General features: G+C 51.3%; 17 protein-coding genes. 2 read left to right on the top strand and 15 right to left on the bottom strand.

Translation table 11 applies throughout. From position 1 onward, the window contains the following. Positions 1-677: 677 nt before the first annotated feature. Entirely contained in the window at positions 678-1073 is a 396-nt protein-coding gene (locus tag AB4N48_RS15625) for a DNA-binding protein (protein WP_122751799.1), read from the bottom strand. 362 nt (positions 1074-1435) lie between these two features. Then, the gene (locus tag AB4N48_RS15620) at positions 1436-2572 is read right to left on the bottom strand and encodes a hypothetical protein (RefSeq protein WP_460093887.1); all 1137 of its coding nucleotides are present in this window, start codon (positions 2570-2572) and stop codon (positions 1436-1438) included. Positions 2573-2886: 314 nt separating this feature from the next. Here AB4N48_RS15620 and AB4N48_RS15615 point away from each other — a divergent pair, with 314 nt between their 5' ends. After that, positions 2887-3522, top strand: a complete 636-nt coding sequence (locus tag AB4N48_RS15615) for an antitoxin Xre/MbcA/ParS toxin-binding domain-containing protein (protein ID WP_122882100.1) — start codon at positions 2887-2889, stop codon at positions 3520-3522. A gap of 25 nt (positions 3523-3547) precedes the next feature. On the opposite strand, the gene AB4N48_RS15610 is transcribed toward AB4N48_RS15615, so the two are convergent. From AB4N48_RS15610 to AB4N48_RS15560, 11 genes are all read right to left on the bottom strand, one after another. After that, positions 3548-4159: an HAD family hydrolase gene (locus tag AB4N48_RS15610; RefSeq protein ID WP_160768068.1), complete on the bottom strand. Its 612-nt coding sequence runs from the start codon at positions 4157-4159 to the stop codon at positions 3548-3550. A 1052-nt stretch (positions 4160-5211) separates the two neighbouring features. Then, a complete protein-coding gene (locus tag AB4N48_RS15605; RefSeq protein WP_122611422.1) occupies positions 5212-5781 on the bottom strand; it encodes a helix-turn-helix domain-containing protein in 570 nt (189 codons plus the stop codon). An 87-nt stretch (positions 5782-5868) separates the two neighbouring features. Continuing rightward, on the bottom strand, positions 5869-6510 hold the full coding sequence (locus tag AB4N48_RS15600) for a response regulator (RefSeq protein ID WP_122611423.1): 642 nt from the start codon (positions 6508-6510) through the stop codon (positions 5869-5871). Beyond that, positions 6507-8159, bottom strand: coding sequence for an ATP-binding protein (locus AB4N48_RS15595; RefSeq protein WP_460093884.1), 1653 nt, complete (start codon positions 8157-8159; stop codon positions 6507-6509). Before AB4N48_RS15595 ends, AB4N48_RS15600 begins: the two co-directional genes overlap by 4 nt. After that, positions 8138-9541 (bottom strand): ligand-binding sensor domain-containing protein, encoded by a 1404-nt coding sequence (locus AB4N48_RS15590; RefSeq protein WP_460093883.1) that lies wholly within the window; start codon positions 9539-9541, stop codon positions 8138-8140. Before AB4N48_RS15590 ends, AB4N48_RS15595 begins: the two co-directional genes overlap by 22 nt. 4 nt (positions 9542-9545) lie before the next feature. Next, the gene (locus AB4N48_RS15585; RefSeq protein ID WP_122611425.1) at positions 9546-10310 is read right to left on the bottom strand and encodes an alpha/beta hydrolase; all 765 of its coding nucleotides are present in this window, start codon (positions 10308-10310) and stop codon (positions 9546-9548) included. A 182-nt stretch (positions 10311-10492) separates the two neighbouring features. Beyond that, on the bottom strand, positions 10493-12475 hold the full coding sequence (locus AB4N48_RS15580; protein ID WP_122611426.1) for an amidohydrolase: 1983 nt from the start codon (positions 12473-12475) through the stop codon (positions 10493-10495). A gap of 1079 nt (positions 12476-13554) precedes the next feature. Then, positions 13555-14241 carry a hydrolase gene (locus AB4N48_RS15575; RefSeq protein WP_122611427.1) on the bottom strand — a complete coding sequence of 229 codons (687 nt, stop codon included), beginning with the start codon at positions 14239-14241 and terminating at the stop codon, positions 13555-13557. 491 nt (positions 14242-14732) lie between these two features. After that, positions 14733-15362: a LysE family translocator gene (locus tag AB4N48_RS15570; protein ID WP_122611428.1), complete on the bottom strand. Its 630-nt coding sequence runs from the start codon at positions 15360-15362 to the stop codon at positions 14733-14735. 489 nt (positions 15363-15851) lie between these two features. Beyond that, the gene (locus AB4N48_RS15565; RefSeq protein ID WP_122611429.1) at positions 15852-16154 is read right to left on the bottom strand and encodes an ArsR/SmtB family transcription factor; all 303 of its coding nucleotides are present in this window, start codon (positions 16152-16154) and stop codon (positions 15852-15854) included. A gap of 668 nt (positions 16155-16822) precedes the next feature. Beyond that, the gene (locus tag AB4N48_RS15560) at positions 16823-17143 is read right to left on the bottom strand and encodes a hypothetical protein (protein WP_236248998.1); all 321 of its coding nucleotides are present in this window, start codon (positions 17141-17143) and stop codon (positions 16823-16825) included. Between AB4N48_RS15560 and AB4N48_RS15555 the strand changes: the two genes are divergently transcribed. Further along, complete coding sequence (locus AB4N48_RS15555) at positions 17028-17465, top strand: helix-turn-helix domain-containing protein (protein WP_277342533.1); 438 nt, start codon at positions 17028-17030, stop codon at positions 17463-17465. The genes AB4N48_RS15560 and AB4N48_RS15555 overlap by 116 nt on opposite strands. A 483-nt stretch (positions 17466-17948) precedes the next feature. Here AB4N48_RS15555 and AB4N48_RS15550 read toward each other — a convergent pair whose 3' ends face one another. Next, positions 17949-18245 (bottom strand): antibiotic biosynthesis monooxygenase family protein, encoded by a 297-nt coding sequence (locus tag AB4N48_RS15550; RefSeq protein WP_122611430.1) that lies wholly within the window; start codon positions 18243-18245, stop codon positions 17949-17951. A gap of 40 nt (positions 18246-18285) precedes the next feature. After that, positions 18286-19260 (bottom strand): zinc-dependent alcohol dehydrogenase family protein, encoded by a 975-nt coding sequence (locus AB4N48_RS15545; protein WP_122611915.1) that lies wholly within the window; start codon positions 19258-19260, stop codon positions 18286-18288. Positions 19261-19274 lie beyond the last annotated feature (14 nt).

Here is a 19274-nt window from a genome sequence, read left to right as displayed (position 1 = left end):
GGGGGTAGGGTTCCTGGGTTCAGAAAGGGGCCGTTTCAAATTCGATAAATATTGGGTGCAGAAATTAAATTTCACGAACGTCTGCCAAGGACTATGACTATTCTTACACGTTCTTACGTATCGTCCACTACCAAGCGACAATCGGTAAATCGCTAATAAATACAATTAGATACCAGACGATAGGAGGAGATTTTTCGTCAATATTGAGCGTAACGTACACCTGCCTGACGAAACCGCCAGCGGTGCAAGGTATGGCCCGATTTGATGTGTTGACACTTTTTCGGCAGTAGTGGCACGCCTAAGCTGGTGCACCTCGTACGCTCTCTAGCTCATTCAAGATATGGTTTAATGCATACCCTTGGGCTTGGCTCGCTGATGGAAGCCAATCATTCGTGGGGAAAAGACTTATGCGGACCCTATATAAACACTCGATAAGACGTATGTAAGCTTCGGAGAGGGTTTGCAAAATAGCTAGGCGTATGTAGTTAAAACGCTCGATGCTATACGCCTTGCCGAAGTTGGATCTTCGGGGTAGTGGATAGTTCGAACTGAAAACCCGGAGAGTTTCTGTGCTGTACTTGGCAGAAGGTTACTTCAATGTGCGACTTTTGATAGCGCATTGGATGTGGTAGTGCGCGCCTCTATTTTAATGGAATGAATAATTAATTTTTCATATTTTACATCTTATGTTGCTGTTTTTTTTGTATTAGCAACTTTAATTCCGAGTTTTCTCGCTTAAGTTGCTCGGTTTGGCTTCGGACCTCTATTAGCTCCTCTGCTAACTGATTTTTTTCGAGGGCGAACTTAGTTTCCGCAGCCCTCAATTTATCGTTTGCCTCTTGCTGGAGTTGTTCGCTTATTTCGTTAATCAAGACAAGTAATGGTTCAGATAAACGATCGAAAGCTGTCTTCGGTGGTTCTTCGAGTTCTTTGAGATAACGAGAGATAGTGGAGTTCGAGCCTGTACCCCCTAGCGCAATCCGGACCGCATAGATGCTTGGGTGGAGGCCTTGAGCGATCAAATCCGCTTTTGCTTTTTTAACCATTTGTTTGGTGATGCCGCCTCGTCCCATCTCACCCCCTACGATTTCGTACTGTATTACGTTCCATTAAATTACAGGCTAAAAATTCAGCTGGTTAAACGCTTGTTCGGAGTAACTTTGAGACGTGATAATTTAGAGTTATCTCATGTGATGACCACTCATCGGATTTTCACTTGGTCAGACTCATACTGTTTGAGCGGTTTGAATCATTTCTGCACAGCCCGCACCACAGCAATACGGTTAAGCAAGTAGGAGGAGCGGCTGCATCTCCTACTGCGCGAATTACAACGAATAATATAACGATACCGCAGTTTTGCACGGTTTAATTGGGCCGGCGGGAGAGTGCGCCCACGCACCATGTGACGTCTCAAAGGGAGCCTCCTGTTTCCAGGCTAAGCGGCGTTCTTTGACGCTTCGGGCTTGCGAGGCATGCGGATGGCTTTGCCACCCTTCGTAGTGACGCAGTACGCTGATTCGGCAGGCCAGTCCTTGAGCTTGGTTTTGATCAGCTTGATGGGGCAGAGAAGCAAGACATCGCCAAAGGAGAAAAGGGGAAACGCTGAAATGAGCGGTTGATTGCGCACGCTTTCCACCGCCCCCCAGATATCGGAGGAGAAGTCGTCAGCCGCGTAGATTTCAGTCAGCAAAAATTTGGCTTCAGATTGGTCGCGCACCTTCATCAGCGAGGCCGACGAATAGACGATGCTCTGAGAGCCGCCAGGGGAAATTCCTATCACGATGGGCAGGATCAGCAACGCCAATGCGAGGCATTGCGCAACACGCTTGAAAAGGTCCGCGCGGCTAACATAAAAGACCAAAGCCGGCATCAGGGGTAGGGCGGCTGAAAAAATGGATATAAACATGAGCTTGGTGATGGCTTCCGGTGAGTCCTCGCCCGTGTAACCTTTCAGAATCAGGCTCACCGGTAGGACCGCTGAAAACACTGCGCTCACCAAGACAAACATCAGCATCACCAACAGAAAAATTCTCGATCCTTTGCTATTGGCTTTTCCTGGTGTTGCCGCTGTCGCGCAGAGATCTACGGCCAGTCTGAACTTCGGGCTCAAATGAAGCGACCATATCGTAATAACCACGAAGGAAATGAGAAAGCCAAGCCTACCTAGATCATCCAACTGCTGCACCTTCAACACCAAAGCCATCAAGACCGCGATGCCCAGAAAAACCGGTAACAGTAGCAGTTTCACAATATCGGATTGCAGACTGGGACTTTCGTTGAACAATGACACGGCCAAGCCAAACAGAATCCCAGTGGTCATCAAGACAAGAAAGTAGGCGGTTACCACGAGCGCGACGATGACCAGCCAAGTCACTAGATCCGATTTCGCCGATAGCGCGGCGGCCATCAGATCAGGTCGTCCAATGGCTGTTGTGTAATTAGATATCGTGTAGATTCCCAACAGCGTGCCGAGGCCGCCCAAAAGCACAGCGATCAGGACCCAGAAAGCTAGGATTCGTTTGAGGTTTTTCTTTAATGCTTGCTTGAAGTTGGGTTGCGCTTGATCTGACACGTTTGGCTTCTCTTGTGGACTAACGACGATGAATTGATGAGCAGGCTGACGGCCGCTATATCGCCTCCATCCGTCGTTTCTTGAAAAGATGCTCACGTGTGAGTTTTTCTAACGTCCATGCATTCTCCCTTTGCAGAGTCCTTGCGCAAATGACGCTTTTTCATCGGTCACGCTTTGCTCGTCGTGTGATCGTCAGCAATTTTTTTCCCCAAGCGGCAAGCAATTGCCTAGCGATACCAATGGTCTAGGCATGTGTATTAGACGTATTGCGAGCATACTCCAACGACTCGATCGTTGAAGCGAGCGCACGGACCATGAACGAAAAGAATCGCTGGTTAGTTGGGAGCGTTGATGCAGGGGATGGCAGCGGAGACATGATTGTCAATCTTCCTACTGATCTCCTTACCCAGGCTGGTCTCGGAATTGGCGACGAGCTAAGTGTTGAGGTAGAGAATGGTGTGGTTGTGCTACGCCCGATAGGCCACACCTCAGGTCTTCGGCCAACACCGGAATCTTCCAGGAACGCTTTCTACAGGACTTACAGATCGCTGCTTGAGACCTATTTGTGTATCCCCACTGAGGCCTCCGAGCTTGCCATCCATAAGACAATAGAGTCCGGTTTTTCAGCCGTCATCCTCAAGGCACTCTGTGATGAAGGGGTTCTAAGGATTGCAGACCGCGAATGGATCGTTTCGAGCAGAGTTTTCCGAGCTTATCTGAAGGATGATTTGCCCTTAGACGTTGCTGCCAGCGATCGCTTGTACCGTACGGTCCATATAGTTGCGATGGCTACTGCTGTTTTCGATGACTCCGAAAAAGCGGCTCGCTGGCTCAGTAAACCTCAATTCCATCTTACAGAAAAAACCCCGCTGGAATTCCTCCGAACTACTGTTGGCTTCCATCACGTCGAAGAAATGCTGATTCGCGTAAGTGAAGGATTGTATGGCTAAGGCTTCCTTCTAGCGAAGCGCATGATCACAAGCGAAAGCCCAGTACCTCAGCAGCAAATTGGTCGAGAGAGGAGTGGTTGCTTTGGAATTTTCGATCTAGCCAGAATCCTCGCATACCGAAGGCAGTTGGACCGTCGCAATCGCACTCCTTGGAGTCCCCGATCATCCACACTTCAGCTGGAGAACATGAAACAGCTTGAACCGCATGGCTGTATATCTTGAATGATGGCTTAACGTCGCCAACTTCAAAGCTGTAAGAGCAAGCATCCAGTGTTGGATAGAGGCGTTTTACGGCAGCTGCGTAGGGTTTCGCAAGGTTTGAACAGACCACCACCTTGATGTCCGCTTCTTGCAAAAGTCGAACGGCATGAAGGCCATCTGGGTAGGCTTGTATTTCAGCGAGCTCACGATTAAGGCCTTCCTCCAGACTCGCCATCACCGAGGGGGCGACGTTTATCCCAAAAAAATCAGCCGCCTGGCGAAGATCCATAGGTGAAGATAGGATGATTTCTGCATCGCTCGGTTGGGGGCGCCGTCCTTGCTCAATCCCGATTTTGAGGATTTTTCGATAGGGGCTACTGCCTTTGTGAATTTTTATGAGGGTGCCGAAGGCGTCGAAGATAACTGCAAGGGGCATAGCAACTCCGGTTCTCATCGCACGACGCTTGCGGGCGTGATTTATCATTTTTGGGCGGATGAGTGCGCTCCGAACCAGAGGAGGCTTTTCTTTGAAAGTGCGGTCAAGACAATTCTAAGCGCTTCTACCCCAAGGCTAGCAGGTTGCTTCGATAGAGCCATTTGCCAAAAGGGGTGAAAATCTAAACCTCTTATTAGGGACTACGAACCGGTCATGTCACACGTTTGGGATGCGCAAATAGCATTCGAGTACCTCGGGCGTAAGCTGGCCGTGAAGTTTGATTAGGAAAAGCCTGCAATGATTCTCCCGTGGCAGCACACATGATCGAGGATGGTCGCACCGGGTCTCGATGACAGTGTTGCCGATCTGCCAGGGCCATGGCCTGACTATCATGACGTGCTTGCTGAAACAATGACAGTCGCCGAGCGTTGGATAGATAGGCAACTCCCCTGAGCATTGTGTTGAGTATTCAAAGCACCAATTGCGTGCCACGCTCTAGGGGCAGAAACAACGGCTCCTAGTCCCTGACATCTCCGACATCGGACGCGTGTCCCCACCGACAATGATTTTCGGTTTAAAGCTCATCAACACTTGCTTGATCTCGATGTAACAACCGATCAGTTTATGATGCTGGTCGTGGCTGACGAGGTTTCCGGTGCTCGCTAGCAAGAAGCTGTGCTACGCCAGAAATTGGCTCACGAAGCATGGAGCTCTATCCTAATAGGTGTTTTTCCACTAGGCGTAATTTCGAGGCGTCATTTGTATAACTAATTAGGCCCATAAGGCGCGCAGTTGGAAATTAAAAACCATAGGAGAATGCATGAAAATTTACGACCTCGCGAAGCGCCTATGCAGGCGCACCTGCATACCTAATTCGTCTTTGATTATCATGAGCGACGCTTAATTATCGTCTATCCAGACTAGGGGAGGCGTCTTCATGAAATGGTTAAGCTTTTGATTAAGTTTAGTTATAAGGTGGGTTTTCAATTATTTCTCGGATATCCAATTAGGCTGAGCCTCATCCCGAGGCCTTATCGATGATATATTCACATTTAACTGATCGAGAGATGGGCGTCGGTGTGAGCGCGTCGCTGCCTCCACACTTGGGGGCTCATACCTATCTCGCGACGGAAAGTACGACAAAAGTGTGATTGGTCACAGAAGCCGTGAGCATGAGCGATATCTGTTAGGGGCTGGTCGGTGTCCAGCATCATTCTACGCGCCGCCGCGAGACGCATTCGCGCTACATAGACTCTGGGGGTGACTCCAAAAGTGTTCTTGAATAAGTGACAGAAGTGACTGGTGCTCAGACCGAGGAGGGCAGACAGGTTGTAGATTCGGATGGGTAACTCTAAATGATGATCGATGTAATCGTTTAAATTCCTCATCTGCCGGCGGCTGAGCTTGCCCGGCTGATCAAAGTTACGATTCTTCGCCGAATTCTCCTGACGTAGTAGCTCCATAGCGTTGTCCAAGAACACGTAGGCCCTTTGCGTATCTTCGTTCAGAGAAGCCTGAGCCTCACCGAGGAGGAGGCTGATTTTCAGAAGTGTTTGAAGGTTGCAACCGGCATTATGCTGGCAGTCGTGCATATCTTCACTCGTATTTCCGCGCGCGCCCATACGAAGTCTCCCATCTTGTTATAGATGTGGAGCATGGTTTTTTTTTGCGTCGACGCACAGCTCACAAAGAGTAAGATCGATGCAACACTAAAGTATGGTCCAGGCTTCCAGAATGCCGCGCTGTAAACCAATAGCTACGGCATGCGTACGATTTTTTGCTCCCAGCTTGTCCATAATCAGGCGCATGTGGCCTTTTACCGTGTCTTCAGTGATGCAAAGTCGCTTCGCAATTTCGCGGTTCGATAGGCCGCGCGCTGCAACATGCAGAACTTCGACCTCGCGCGGTGTTAGGCATTGCTGGCCGATATGCGCGGCTAACTCGGTGGCAATTTCCGCGGGAATATGACGTTTGCCGGCAGCTAGATGGCGGATAGTCTCAACCAGCTCCTTGCGAAGGCTACTTTTGAGCAGGTAAGCCAACGCTCCTACCTGTAGGGCATGAAGGGCACGCACATCGCCACTGTATGTAGTGAGGATTGCAATGCGTGCGTCAGGATATTCGCTGCGAATGGCTTGAATGCTCTCGATTCCGTTCATGCGTGGCATCTGTAGATCCATCAAGGTTACATCCGGACGGAGGCGGCGGAAGCAGTCTAAAGCCTCGCGGCCATCGCAAGCTTCGCCCACCAATTCAATATCGTCCTCAGTCGCAATGACCGCAGCGATGCCCTCGCGCATTAAAGGGTGGTCGTCGGCGACTAGAACACGAATACGGTTTTCGGCTGTCATCGGTGCGAGCTCCTTGCGAGTATTTTCCAGTCCAACCAGCGGCGTCGACGAGTTTGCCGTTGGCAGTATGCCAGCGCTCCTGGGAGGGTCAGGTGAACGTTGCTGCCTCGCTCCGGAGCACTGTGAACGCTGAGAGTACCGCCAATCTTTGCAGCGCGCTCGTACATGCCTTTCAACCCCCAGCGCTCAGAGGGTTCAGCTTTTTGTTGATCAGCGAGAATGCCACACCCGTTGTCGATCACCTGTAGCTCGAACTGGCGAGTGTGATAGTCCAGCTGAACCCTTACCATACTTGCCTGGGCGTGGCGAAACGCGTTGTTAATCGCTTCTCGAGCCAACTGGTAGACTTCGTCGTAGACCACAGGGTGGAGTCCGTTCGGCTCGCCGATGACCACCACCTCGTAGGCAATATTCTGATGACTCAGCAAATGCTCTAGGTCCCGCAACGCCGATGGCAGATCGACAGTAACATGCTGCACAAAGCGTAGGTCGCGCACTCGATCTCGTCCCTCTCGGATCATCTGGTCAGCGCGGTCCAGTGCCTTTTCTAACTGGCAACGGGCTAATTGGTCTGCGGGTAAGCTGTTTGCTACAGCCTGCACGTGCAATATCAACCCCTGCACGCCCTGCAGCAGAGTGTCGTGTAATTCTCGAGCGATGCGCTCTCGTTCTCCATGCCGCTCTTCTAAACGAGTCCGCAGGCTATCGGCCACAAGCCGCATATTAATGCCGTAGATCAGTCGCAGTAGGCCCAGCGTTGTGACTCCCGCAACTAGTAGGAACATCGGGTGACGATAGAATGCCGGGGCGATAATGAAGTTCAACTCGGTGTCTTGTGCGCTAGGCACGCCATTCTGATTGAGCGCGCGAACTCTAAACCGGTATTCGCCGGTTGGCAGATCGTTATAAAGGGCTTCGCGCCTCAGGCCGGCGGTTTGCCAGCCGGTATCATATCCATCGAGGCGATACAGAAAATGCAAGCTATCCGATGCAGATAAGCTCAGTGCACTGTAATTGATCAGCAATTGCTGACTATCCGCCTGTAGCTCCGTTGATGACGTGAGAGGGACCGACTTGCCGTCCACTACCAGTGATTCAATGCGCACTTTGGGTGGTGCACTGGTCTGCATCGCGCGAGCGGGGTCGACGCCGACTACTCCTTTGCGGGTGACGAACCATAGGTGGCCTTGGCTTGTACGCACTGCTGTAGGCAATACCAGCACATGGTGGGGATCATTCGCAAGGCCGCCCTGCGGATCGTAATTGCGATAACGGATATGGTGCTCGGGGTTTACCAGCGCTTGTTGAACTTCACTTGCGGGTATTTGAAAAATGCCTCCTTGTCCCTGCAGCCAGAGGTCTTCGCCATCTACTACCGGTACAGGGATAATAGCGTAGAGGTTGTCGAATAATCGGTTATCAGGCAATTTCAGAGTCTGAAATCTCTCGCCATCGAAGCGCGCGAGACCATTCTGGCCACCAACCCAGCTATGGTCTGATGCGTGCGCCATAGCCGTTACATGGCCAACGTCAAGTCCTTCGTCTTTTCCCCAGCGACGTTCACCGTTTTTATCGTAGGTGACGATCAGATTATCGCGGTAACCAAACCAACGCTTTCCATCCCTCGCTAAACTAGCGCTGACAGGCATTTGCTGGGAAGGTTTTTCGCTCGAAGAAGGTAGTGCCTGCCAGCCCCCCCTCGCAGTAGGAACAGGCCCCGACGGTTCAGCGATAACCATAGCTCACCCTGTTGATCGACTAACATTGCGCGCACCACGGAGTCCAGGCTGCTTCCGGGGGGAAGCTCAGTGACCTTCTCTAGGCGCTCGCCAGAACTGCGCCAAACGCCCTGCGGTCCGGCCATCCATACATGTCCCTGCGGGTCTTGAGCCGTCGCACTGATCGGCGTCTGCACCGGCAGGTAATGAATACCCTCACTGTCGAGGCGCATTATCGGCAGATTGCTGCTACCTGCCCAAAGCGAGCCGTGACTATCGGCTACCAGCGCCAGATTGTGCGCGCTGGCGGGGAAGCCAGCAGGATGGAGGAGTTTGCTGCGCAGGCGGTCAAGACCACTTTGAGTACCAATCCAGAGGCTACCTTCGCTGTCTTCAAGCAGAGGGCGGGCAAAGTTCGAGCTAAGTCCGTCCACTGCGGAAAACCGCTCCAAATTAGCGAAGCTGTCATCCTTGAGTTTGTCCGGCTGAGCCACATAAAGCAGACCACCGCTGGTAGTGCTCAGCCAAAGCCCGCCTACTCGATCAAAAAGCAGTTGGTTGATTGATTCTCCAACCTTGATACGCCGAGCCAGCCGAGGCGTTTCGTTCAGTTCCACCTGAAGCAGATTCTCACTGCCACTCTCGATCAGCCAAAGCTTCCCATCGCTGGCCTGCGTCATGTGAAGGGTGCGTGTGCTGCGAACGCCGCTATCCTGAAGTACATGCGCGCCGCGTGCTAAGAAATATAGACGCTGTTCATCTGCGACCCATAACCTGCCGCTATTATCAACGATAAGACTGTGGGCATTTTTTCCAAGGAAGCCCTCAGATACTCCGACATGCTGCCATTGCTCGCCATCGAATCGCATGAGGCCGTCGTTGGCGGCAGCCCATAAGGAGCCGTCTGGCGTTTCCGCCAAAGCGTAAATTACCCCTCGTCCAAGTTTAAAACTCGTAGACGGTGCATCTCCATCCGGTATAAAGGAAATATGGCCGTTACGTTGACCTACCCACAGGCCATGTTGACTGGTCAGTAGGCTGGAAATTATGCCCAGATCCTGGCCGCTGGATGTTCGATAACGGCTGAAAGTGAAACCGTCGAAGCGGTATAGCGAATCGTGTGTGCCGAGCCACAGGTAGCCAGTCCGGGTTTGTGCAAGAGCGCCGATGTGGCTTGGACTGTCATCAGCAAGCGTCCAGCGACGATGTTCTAGTTGATCCAGGACGCGAGCTTCCGCCCATCCGCACACGCTATGACAGAGCAGGTATAAAGCTGCCAAGGCCGCCAACAAAGGACGGAAAGAAGGGATCAAGTGCCTAGAAGCGTTCAAGCTGATACTGCGCCCATTCAATGCCGTAATCGGCAAGTTTCTCCCAGCCGGGTTCGGCGATTAGCCAGTGGCTGTAGCCTGCAAACTGTTTGAACGTAGTAACAGCAACCGATTGCCGATGACGACGGTAGGTGGCGGCTACCGCGCTGGCTCGTACAATTCGGTTGCTGTCGCTAGCGATCAACAACAAGGGCGCACGTTTATCGTTGGCGAAGTTTACGCGAATGCCAATCCCCAGCGCGGCTTCGAAAACCACTCGTCCGGGCGCTGGTACGATTTGTCGTGCATAAGCGGCTCTCTGCTGTTCCGGCGTTAATGTCTGCGCCATATTGCGCGCGAAATGTTGCGGTGTCATGTGTAAAACTTTGCGCCAGCCGGCCCATTGCAACAGCCAAGGCCAGCTTCTGTATAAACTCAGCAGGTCGGCTCGTCGTGGTAGCGGTTCTATGGCAATTCCGGCCTGACCCAAGCCGCGGTCGAGGAGCATTTGCACCAGCAGCCCCCCTAGGTCATGACCGATCAACAGTGGCGGTTGTTCGAGACTGCGGATGTGTTTTTCATAGTGGGCGAGGATGGCGCTGATACCTAGTTGCTGAATTTTCTGCTCACCCTTTGCGTATGGCCTGCTTTGATCAAGAGGCCAAGGCGGCGCACTGCAGCAATAACCACAGGCTCGGAAACGACGCTGGAACGATTCCCAGATCGCAGGTGTGACCCAGATGCCATGGATGAACAGGGCTTGATGAGGCATTCGATACTTAGCCTTTCATAGGTTGCAGTCGGCAAATGCGGTCATCATGTAGCCGCATGTTGCTTCTCAACTTGCTGCGGTGCGCTTTCCACGGGCATCGGGAAATGATCAATGGGCACCGGCACGTTAACGTTCTGGAAGCGTCTAGCGGCCGCCTCAATACGTTGTTCGGCCGCTTATGTTCAGAAGGCAAAGCATGAGCACCCGAAAGCACCCCAGAAACCTCCATGGTCGCTTACCGGCACGTTGCTGCGGCGCGCACGCTCATGCTGGTGGGCATGTACTGCACAGGCTCCGATACACTGGTGGACGCTGGCGGCTAGAGGTGCTCTGTTTGGGCTCCAGTGACCGGGGACGAGCGCAACTGGCGACCAGTCCGGCATGACCGGTAGAGGCGGCGGGGCAAATTTGTCGAACTCGGACGCGGCATGTACTACCTTGCCACCTACCACAGTGAGTACCGACTCAATCCACTTGATTTGTTCTTCTTCGACACTGAAAAAATCACCTGATAGGGCAACCAGATCGGCGAGCTGACCGACACGGATCTGACCTTTTTTACCCTGCTCGCTGGAAAACCAAGCACTGCCGTGGGTGAACAGTTGCAGCGCGGTTGATCGCGGCAGACCTTGCGGGTAAAGCGTGGTGCCGCCGACGGTTTTGCCGCTTACCAGCCAATACATTGCGGTCCAGGGGTTGTAGCTGGCAACGCGGGTCGCATCAGTGCCGGCACCCACTGGCACGCCTTCGGCCAGCATGCGCTGAATAGGCGGTGTAGCTTCAGCGGCCTTCGCACCATAGCGGTCGATGAAGTACTCCCCCTGGAAAGCCATGCGATGTTGGATGGCGATGCCACCTCCGAGTGCGCGCACGCGTTCGATGTTTCGCGGGCTGATAGTTTCAGCGTGATCGAACAGCCAAGGCAGGCCATTAAACGGAATGTCACGGTTCACTTTCTCAAACACGTTGAGCATGCGGGTGATCGACTCGTCATAAGTTGCGTGCAACCGGAACGGCCAGCGCTGCTCTACTAGGTGACGTACCACTGGCTCTAGGTCGTCTTCCATGCTCGGTGCCAGGTCGGGGCGGGGCTCGACGAAATCCTCGAAATCGGCGGCAGAGAACACGAGCATTTCACCGGCGCCGTTGTGACGCAGGAAGTCGTTGCCTTGATGCAGTTTGACGCTGCTGGTCCAATTCTTGAAGTCGGTCAACTCTTCCTTCGGATGCTGGGTGAACAAATTGTAGGCAATACGTACGGTCAGATGGCCCTTGTCGGCCAGCTCCTGGATGACCTGATAGTCGTCTGGATAACTTTGGTAGCCGCCGCCAGCGTCGATGGCGCTGGTTACGCCTAGGCGATTTAGTTCGCGCATGAACTGGCGAGTGGAGTTAATCTGGTATTCCAACGGCAGCTTTGGCCCTTTGGCCAGAGTCGCGTACAAAATTAGCGCGTTGGGCCGGGCAATAAGCATACCGGTGGGATTTCCGCTGCCGTCGCGCTGGATCTCGCCGCCCGGCGGATTGGGCGTGTTCCGGTCGTAGCCTACCGCTCGCAACGCAGCTTGGTTCAGGAGGGCGCGATCATAGAGGTGGAGGACGAATACGGGAGTGCTAGGTGCAGCTTTGTTCAATTCCTCTATTGTGGGCATGCGTTTTTCAGCGAACTGGAACTCTGTCCAACCGCCGACCACCCTCACCCATTGTGGTGTGGGGGTACGGTCGGCTTGCTCTTTTAGCATGCGCAAGGCGTCAGCCAACGACGGCACACCTTCCCATCGTAGCTCCAAATTATAGTTGAGACCGCCGCGAATCAGGTGCAGATGTGAGTCGTTAATGCCGGGTATCACCGTACGTTTCTGCAAGTCGATTACTTGAGTGCTATCACCACGCAGGGCCATGGCCTCGGCGTCGCTGCCAACTACAATGAATCGGCCATCTTTGATTGCCACAGCGCTAGCCTCTGGTTGTTCGCGGTCAACCGTGTGTAAGCGACCGTTGTACAGAATTAGATCGGCACTTGTGCTGCTTCCTTGTGAATAGTTGGCTGAGTTGTCTGTCGTAGCAGCGAGGGGAAAAAATGGCCATAGGGCGCCAGCGGCGCCGAGCAGGCCGGCTGTGGCAAGGAATTGGCGGCGCTGTTCGTGAGAGGGAGGCTGGCTCATGGTCGATCCTCATAAGTTGATAAGTAAATTCGCTAGTCTGACTTGACGAAACATCAGTGCGAATTCCCTAACTATTCGCTGCAGGGGGCGCTGCTGAATCTCTTGCTGGCTATCGAATTTTTATTGATCGCTTAAAGTATCTGATGCAACGACTTGCTGTTTACAAATGCATCCCGAGCTTCAGCAGAGCGCCAAAATTGTTCGGCTGTCCAGGTCATCGGTTTTGAATGCTTAGGGTAGATTCGCAACGAGAGACATTCCCAGTCATTTAATACGCCCCACCCAATCGGCCAAGGTAAAGCCCAAGTGCTTCAGCAGCGGGTGCGAGCTGTAAGAAGAGAGTTATACTCATGACTGAAAATCTACGTGGAGGACCGATAACATCGACGCTGACATGGCATTCCCCTCATATTCGGGCAATTAGTCTCGGAGCCCGCAGATAGACTCAACCAACCAGCAAATAATCTCCTCGACAAGAGCATGGATAGATACAGCAAAAGCAACACAGTGCTTAGCGTAATCACTACGATGCTTGGCACGTAACCGCCGAGCCAGATAAATTGATGTGTCAGTAGTTGCCACAACCATGGCACAAGGAGGCTTAACGGCATGACTACTAGACAAGCTACATTTGCCTCTTTCCAGCGCGGTGCCCGTCCAGATTGTGTTCTGAACCAGAACGTATGATTCTTGGTAGCTTTGAATCGTTCGCTCGCATGCGACATAGGCGCTACCTCAGTAACAAACTGATGGCGCTCTCCCGACTCTAGCCATTGCTGCGATTGCTCCAATCGAGCGAAGTGTAGTAGACAGGTGAGCTTCGCTAGGCTGGTTAGCAGACTGCGAACCACGTTCACGCCCAAGTGGCCCAGGCACCGGCTAGCTACAGAGACGATGCGTTTTAGCCAAACTTCGTAATCTGGCGCATGCCTCAGAAGAACCTGATGTCGCACCACTAAGGTCACAGTCTCCTCCTGCGGCTCGCTCATGTTTAAGTCCTGTTCAGAGTCTTGTTTTGTCGAGCCAGCCCCACACTCAAGGTCGACGCTGACTCGATAAAACTGTCCGCCGTTACTGGGTCAGATAGGGGCCGCAATCGGTGCCAGAGTTGGACCGTGTTGTACTCGCTCCGGAGCTTTGTGCACCATGGTGTAGGCGTAGTCAACGCCCATGCCATACGCGCCAGAGTGTTCCGACACTAAAGCCATTACTGCTTCATAGGTATCGCGGTTTTTCCAATCTCGCTGCCACTCCAGCAGCACCTGTTGCCACGTTACGGGTACCACCCCCGCCTGGATCATGCGCTGCATCGCGTAATCGTGAGCCCCCTGAGTGGTACCGCCTGAGGCATCGGCCACCATATAGATTTCGTATCCAGCATCATGGATAGCGGAAAGGGCAAAAGACAGGTTGCACACTTCGGTCCATAACCCAGAGACGATCACCTTGTTGCGACCGTTATTCTTCAATGCATCGCGTACTTTCTGATCATCCCAAGAGTTCATCGAGGTGCGCTCCAGCAGCGGCGCCTCTGGAAATACGGCGAGCAGTTCCGGGTAGGTATGGCCGGAAAAGCTTTCCGTCTCGACAGTAGTGATAATGGTAGGAACGTCGAAAATTTTGGCGGCCTTAGCCAAGCCCACTGTGTTATTTTTCAGCGTCTGCCGATCGATGCTCTGCACGCCAAACGCCATTTGTGGTTGGTGATCGATGAAGATCAACTGGCAGTTGTGCGGTGTGAGGAGTTCAGTTTTGGGATTGCTCATTTCGGTAACCTGTCTGTTATGTTGGGGTCCTTATCCAAGCGTCCTAATAGCTGTGGTTGTTAATCGGCCGCCGGTAGGTAATCGAATGATTGCCGAGCAGGCCTACGTTGCATTGGACCAATGTGTGATCTTGGGATCAGTTTGCGGTGATGAAAACAGTCAAGCGCACCCCTTGCACGGCGATGCATGGTTGGAACTTGGACCCGTTTTGGCGTCAAGTCGAAATTTTAAAGTGTAAGTGCGTAACCAAGGCGTTGAAAAAAACTATTGGTACAGCTGTTTCTCATTGCTCGGAACAGCTGCCAACTAAGTCTGCCATTAACGTCCCTGAAAGAATATATTATTGGGTGAGCGTTTTTTGAAAAAAACTCAAGCGAATTATTGCGCGCGACTTAGCGAGCTGAAAATTTATGCGCTGGAGTTCACCAAGCACTCAGATTTATTTTCGAGTAACGCGTGAGTAGTAATTGGAGTTTCACTGTAAGCACGGCTCAATCAAAAGCATGAAATCCCATTACTAGTCCAAAAAACATCGTCACACTACCCAACGCACGTTTACTCCACAACAGTACATGAGACTCATCTAGCCATTTTTTCATTTTTTTCGAGGTGAGAGTGTAGGTGCTTGATAGTAAAAATTTGCAAAAGACGAAGATTAGAGTCATTAGAAACAACGCTTCGTTGTTTATTTCTTGGGCGCTTTCGATGAATTGTGGTAGTAGCGATAAGAACAATAACACTGTATTGGGGTTGCTAATTCCCGCAATGAACGATCTCACCCAAAGTACTGAGGTTCGCCCGTATATTACATGCTGCGCGCCGTTATTTTGACTACTACTCTTTTTTCGAAGTTGCTTAAGGCTTAACCACAAAATATAGACTGCACCAGTAAATTGCATAATTTTTAGAGCGTCTGGATGTGCCCATAATAATGAATTAATACCTAGCAATGAGCAGGCCGCGACTACCGTGGTGGCCAATACATCTCCGCTAAGAATCAACATGTCTCTGTTGGGGCTATGTACCAGTGCATGATTAACCAGAAATATCTTTGATGGCTTGGGAAAGCCAATCTGAGAAACGGCGATTAGTGTGAAAAGCACGTATTCTGTGAGAGGCATAGAAGATACCGATAGGTATGACCGTCGTGATCAGCGGAATTGAACCGGATAAAATACGCCGGGCTGAAGCCAAGGTTAATTAAGCTAATGAGGCACATGAGCGTTCTTGCAGATTCCATGGATAAACCTACGGAATTCTTTCAGTCAAATAACCTCACATTTCGACATACATCGATAAAGCAAAAAATATACGTTGGTTTACTAACTCACTAATCTACGAATGGCTCCGAAGATAATTATTTGATCGGCAGCTATTACGTTCGATTCTGTAAAGTGAGTGATACGGTCAAATTTTGAGTGATCGCCATGCAAAATTAGTGAAATATTTTGCTCGGATGTATCCGGACGTTACCCTGCTTTCGAAGCTGGCGAAAAATCGTCCCTGAGTTTGATCGATTCCATTCTGCATGTCGTTGAAGGTCATGCCACCAACACCGCCGTATCGATAAAAACAGATATTTAGATTTTTCGATTTTTAAGGTCAAATGTTTAAAGCTCTTTGCCTACAGCCTCTGCGAGCGCCTTAATGGCTGCTTCGTTTCGCTTGTAGTAGGTCCATTGTCCGATTCGCCTTACTTCGATTAAGCCGGCTCGTTGGAGAGTCGCAAGATAACCAGACACAGTTGATTGCGACAATCCTATGCCTTCTTGAATGCTGCTAACGCACACTCCCACTGTGTCAACGTCACCTTCATCCTGCGGAGGAAAGCTATTTGAGGGATCCTTCAGGCCTTTCAAAATTGCAAGGCGTGTAGGGTTTGAGAGAGCTTTGAATATTTCGATCAATTCCATTCCCTAATCATAACGACAATCCGCGATATGTCAATACGGAAAAGCGCATGATTGGTGCCCGTCTGCGCTGTAGCACCCTCGAGAATTTGCAAACGTCCCAAGGGGAATGGCTCGTATCGGCTCTAGGTCGCTGAGTCCCAGCGAGATGATGCAGGATTATTACCGTGGGCGCTGTGCTCCCACACTTTTGAGGGGGGGCACCACCCCCTTTATTAGCTTTCGATCACCTTTAGAGCAGTCGTATCATTTCAGTGTCGATTCTGCCTCGCAAGTTCGAAACAGAGCAGAGCACTCAGTGGAGCACAATATGCTTGTCAAATTGCTTGCTATTACCCAGCAGAATTCACGCCCTACTACACTCGCCTCGCAGGTATGAACATATCATGAAGCAACAAAATAGCCAGAGGTTCGGCTTTCGATGCTTATGATTTTTCTAGTTTGGCGTAGGCAAAAGTTTGATTAAGGAGCTGATAGTGTTTTCCACATTCATAATTTGTCAATGCCGAATAAATGGCTTGAAGTAAATTTTTAGAGATTTCAATCGGCTTGGTTAAGGACGACGCGTTGTTGCATTTTGTAGCTGCAAGCTCCTCGGCGCCATGAAGGGCTCAGTGTTCAAATTTGCAGAATTATCAAATTTGAAATTTTTCAACTTGGAAGCGTCGAATTCATAAACTTGAACTTGAATTTTTTTGCAGGCGGTTAGTAGTTAATATGAAGGTGCTGCTCACTAGTATCACGCCTACAATGGGCGTTGCTGATTTGGAGTTGACAGAAATAAGTGCCGAATCCATGATAAAGAACTCCACGATGCCAATATTTAGATTTCTTGCCCAAACCGGAGGGGCATCAGCGCTATATTTCAGGGGAAGTATAAAAGATGGAATCAGCTTAATTCGCTCAGCACCGGCTCTTTTTAGAGTAGATTCGCGATCGTCGCCAAAGGGTTGTCTTTCACAGCGTAAAGAACGTCTTGCAAAAAGCTTCATTCTTTCAAGGATCAACGGTCAAATTAGTATCTCTGACGTAGCAGCGGCGTGCTCACTTTCTCGGAGCTATTTTTCTCGTGCCTTCAAAAAATCCACTGGATTGTCCCCTCAGCAATGGGTGATAAATGCTAGGATCGAAAGGGCTCGTATATTACTTCAGGTGAGTAACCTCTCGCTTACGGAAATAGGTCATGAATGTGGTTTCTCCGATCAATCTCACTTTACGAAGACTTTTTCTAAAAGTTTCGGCATTCCGCCAAGACATTGGCGTTGTTCCAATGGGGTAAAAAAGGGCGGTAGAGAGAAAAAAATAGCGCGGTAGTTTCGTCTGTTAAATAGACATCTTTTCTTCTCATCTGCGCTTAATAATTCCCTAGTGATTGCTGCCGATCAGAGTAACGCTACTGGTCGTTTTCCTGGTGGAACTGAGGGTGATAGTTCAAAGAGATTACTGTCTTCGTTTGGACAAAGCGTGCCATCTTCGTTGATTAAAATATCGCATGCAAAAAAATCGGAGGGCCGGCATTCCTTCTCGCGTGAGGCATCGTCAAGGTCAGAAACATAGCTTCTGAAAAAAGGCATTTGTAACTCCTGAGCAATTTCTACGAAATTGGTAAAAATGGGAGAAATTCCTAATGGTTAACCAACTGCACTATTGGCGTCCACCCGGCACAAGCACACATGTGTTAAGCAGTGCGAATTAATATCGCGAGAACGCCTTTGCCTAGTGTTATTGGGCCAAGGGCGCAGATGTCCGTTGACCCAATGATTCTCTGCAATGTGGGAATCTAGAAACCGATATTACCTATGGGAAATTCGCTCCTTCAATGTGATAGACCTGCGGCTCTTCGGAAAAATATTCCTCTAAGCCCATCATGAATTCCTGATGGTCGTCGCTCGCTTCGAAGCCCGGTGTGTGATCCTCGAGCGATTGCCACCGCACGATCAGGTTGAATTGCTCCGGTGTTTCGATCCCTTGGGACAGCATATGCCCGCAGTAACCTTTTGCGCGGGTGAGCAAAGGCGCGACCTTGGCAAATGCTTGTCTGAACGCTTCAGTGCGATCTTTGTGAACGGGTAGCAGAGCGATTTCATAAATCATGGCATTCCTCCAAAAAACTCAGTGGGTTTAAAGTGCACATTTACGGGATGAGCGATGGCTCGACCGCAATCACGATTTTGCCCTGAAGGCCGTTGTTGGGGCTTTCCAGCCGTGCATGGGCGAGCCCAATGTCGGCCAACGAATAGACCGCGCCAACGTGCGGGCGCAGTTGACCGCGCTCTACCAGTGCACTTAGCTCATCCAGTTTGCCGCGGTTTTGGCGGGTGAAAACGAAGTGATAACTGGCGTTCTTGCCCCAGGCCTGCACGAGGTTTTGTGGCTTTGCAATGTCCACAATCGAGACCACACGGCCCAATTGGGCGAGCACGTCGGGACTGCGTGTCAGGGTGTCGCCACCGATAGTGTCGAACACCACATCCACGCCGTGGCCGCCGGTTTCCCGCATGATGGCGTCAACGTAATCTTCTTTTTCGTAGTCGATGAGTACATCGGCCCCCATGTCTCGTGCGAACTCAAAGTTTGCTTCGCGCACGGTCGTGAACACCCGGGCGCCAATGGCTTTGGCCACCTGGATCGCCACGTGACCGACGCCGCCAGCGCCACCATGTACAAGAATACTTTCTCCCACTCTGAGGGCCGCACGCACGGTCAATGCTTCCCACACTGTCCCGCCCACCAAGGTCAGACTTGCCGCCTCAAGGTGGCTCAGCGATGGTGGCTTCTTCCCGATAATGCTTTCGTCCGCGACGTGGTATTCGGCGTAACTGCCTGGACCGTCGAAGATTTGCGGGGTGTACCAGACTTCGTCACCGGGTGCGAAGCTCTTCACACCCGATCCGACTTCTTCGACAACGCCCGATACGTCGTGCCCGGTAATGGCCGGCAGTGGCACGTAGTCGACGTAATCGCCGCGTCGGACCTGATAATCCAAAGGATTGATGGAGGTGGCGTGAACCCGCACCAAGACTTGTCCTGCACCCGGTACTGGCTTGGGCACGTCGCTCAACTCGAACGATTCCGGGCCGCCAAATGCTTTAAGTATCATCGCTTGCATGTTTGAACTCCGCA

This window comes from Pseudomonas sp. S2_C11 (assembly GCF_054668395.1).
Note: the sequence above shows the minus strand (reverse complement) of the source record. Positions and strands in the feature narration are given on the sequence as shown.

What these genes read in the sequence shown, in the direction of transcription:
- AB4N48_RS15625 (WP_122751799.1), bottom strand. Translation starts at nt 1,073, where the DNA reads ATGGGACGAGGCGGCATCACCAAACAAATGGTTAAAAAAGCAAAAGCG.
- AB4N48_RS15615 (WP_122882100.1), top strand. Translation starts at nt 2,887, where the DNA reads ATGAACGAAAAGAATCGCTGGTTAGTTGGGAGCGTTGATGCAGGGGAT.
- AB4N48_RS15610 (WP_160768068.1), bottom strand. Translation starts at nt 4,159, where the DNA reads ATGCCCCTTGCAGTTATCTTCGACGCCTTCGGCACCCTCATAAAAATT.
- AB4N48_RS15605 (WP_122611422.1), bottom strand. Translation starts at nt 5,781, where the DNA reads ATGGGCGCGCGCGGAAATACGAGTGAAGATATGCACGACTGCCAGCAT.
- AB4N48_RS15600 (WP_122611423.1), bottom strand. Translation starts at nt 6,510, where the DNA reads ATGACAGCCGAAAACCGTATTCGTGTTCTAGTCGCCGACGACCACCCT.
- AB4N48_RS15595 (WP_460093884.1), bottom strand. Translation starts at nt 8,159, where the DNA reads ATGCCTGTCAGCGCTAGTTTAGCGAGGGATGGAAAGCGTTGGTTTGGT.
- AB4N48_RS15585 (WP_122611425.1), bottom strand. Translation starts at nt 10,310, where the DNA reads ATGCCTCATCAAGCCCTGTTCATCCATGGCATCTGGGTCACACCTGCG.
- AB4N48_RS15580 (WP_122611426.1), bottom strand. Translation starts at nt 12,475, where the DNA reads ATGAGCCAGCCTCCCTCTCACGAACAGCGCCGCCAATTCCTTGCCACA.
- AB4N48_RS15575 (WP_122611427.1), bottom strand. Translation starts at nt 14,241, where the DNA reads ATGAGCAATCCCAAAACTGAACTCCTCACACCGCACAACTGCCAGTTG.
- AB4N48_RS15570 (WP_122611428.1), bottom strand. Translation starts at nt 15,362, where the DNA reads ATGCCTCTCACAGAATACGTGCTTTTCACACTAATCGCCGTTTCTCAG.
- AB4N48_RS15565 (WP_122611429.1), bottom strand. Translation starts at nt 16,154, where the DNA reads ATGGAATTGATCGAAATATTCAAAGCTCTCTCAAACCCTACACGCCTT.
- AB4N48_RS15560 (WP_236248998.1), bottom strand. Translation starts at nt 17,143, where the DNA reads ATGAAGCTTTTTGCAAGACGTTCTTTACGCTGTGAAAGACAACCCTTT.
- AB4N48_RS15550 (WP_122611430.1), bottom strand. Translation starts at nt 18,245, where the DNA reads ATGATTTATGAAATCGCTCTGCTACCCGTTCACAAAGATCGCACTGAA.
- AB4N48_RS15545 (WP_122611915.1), bottom strand. Translation starts at nt 19,260, where the DNA reads ATGCAAGCGATGATACTTAAAGCATTTGGCGGCCCGGAATCGTTCGAG.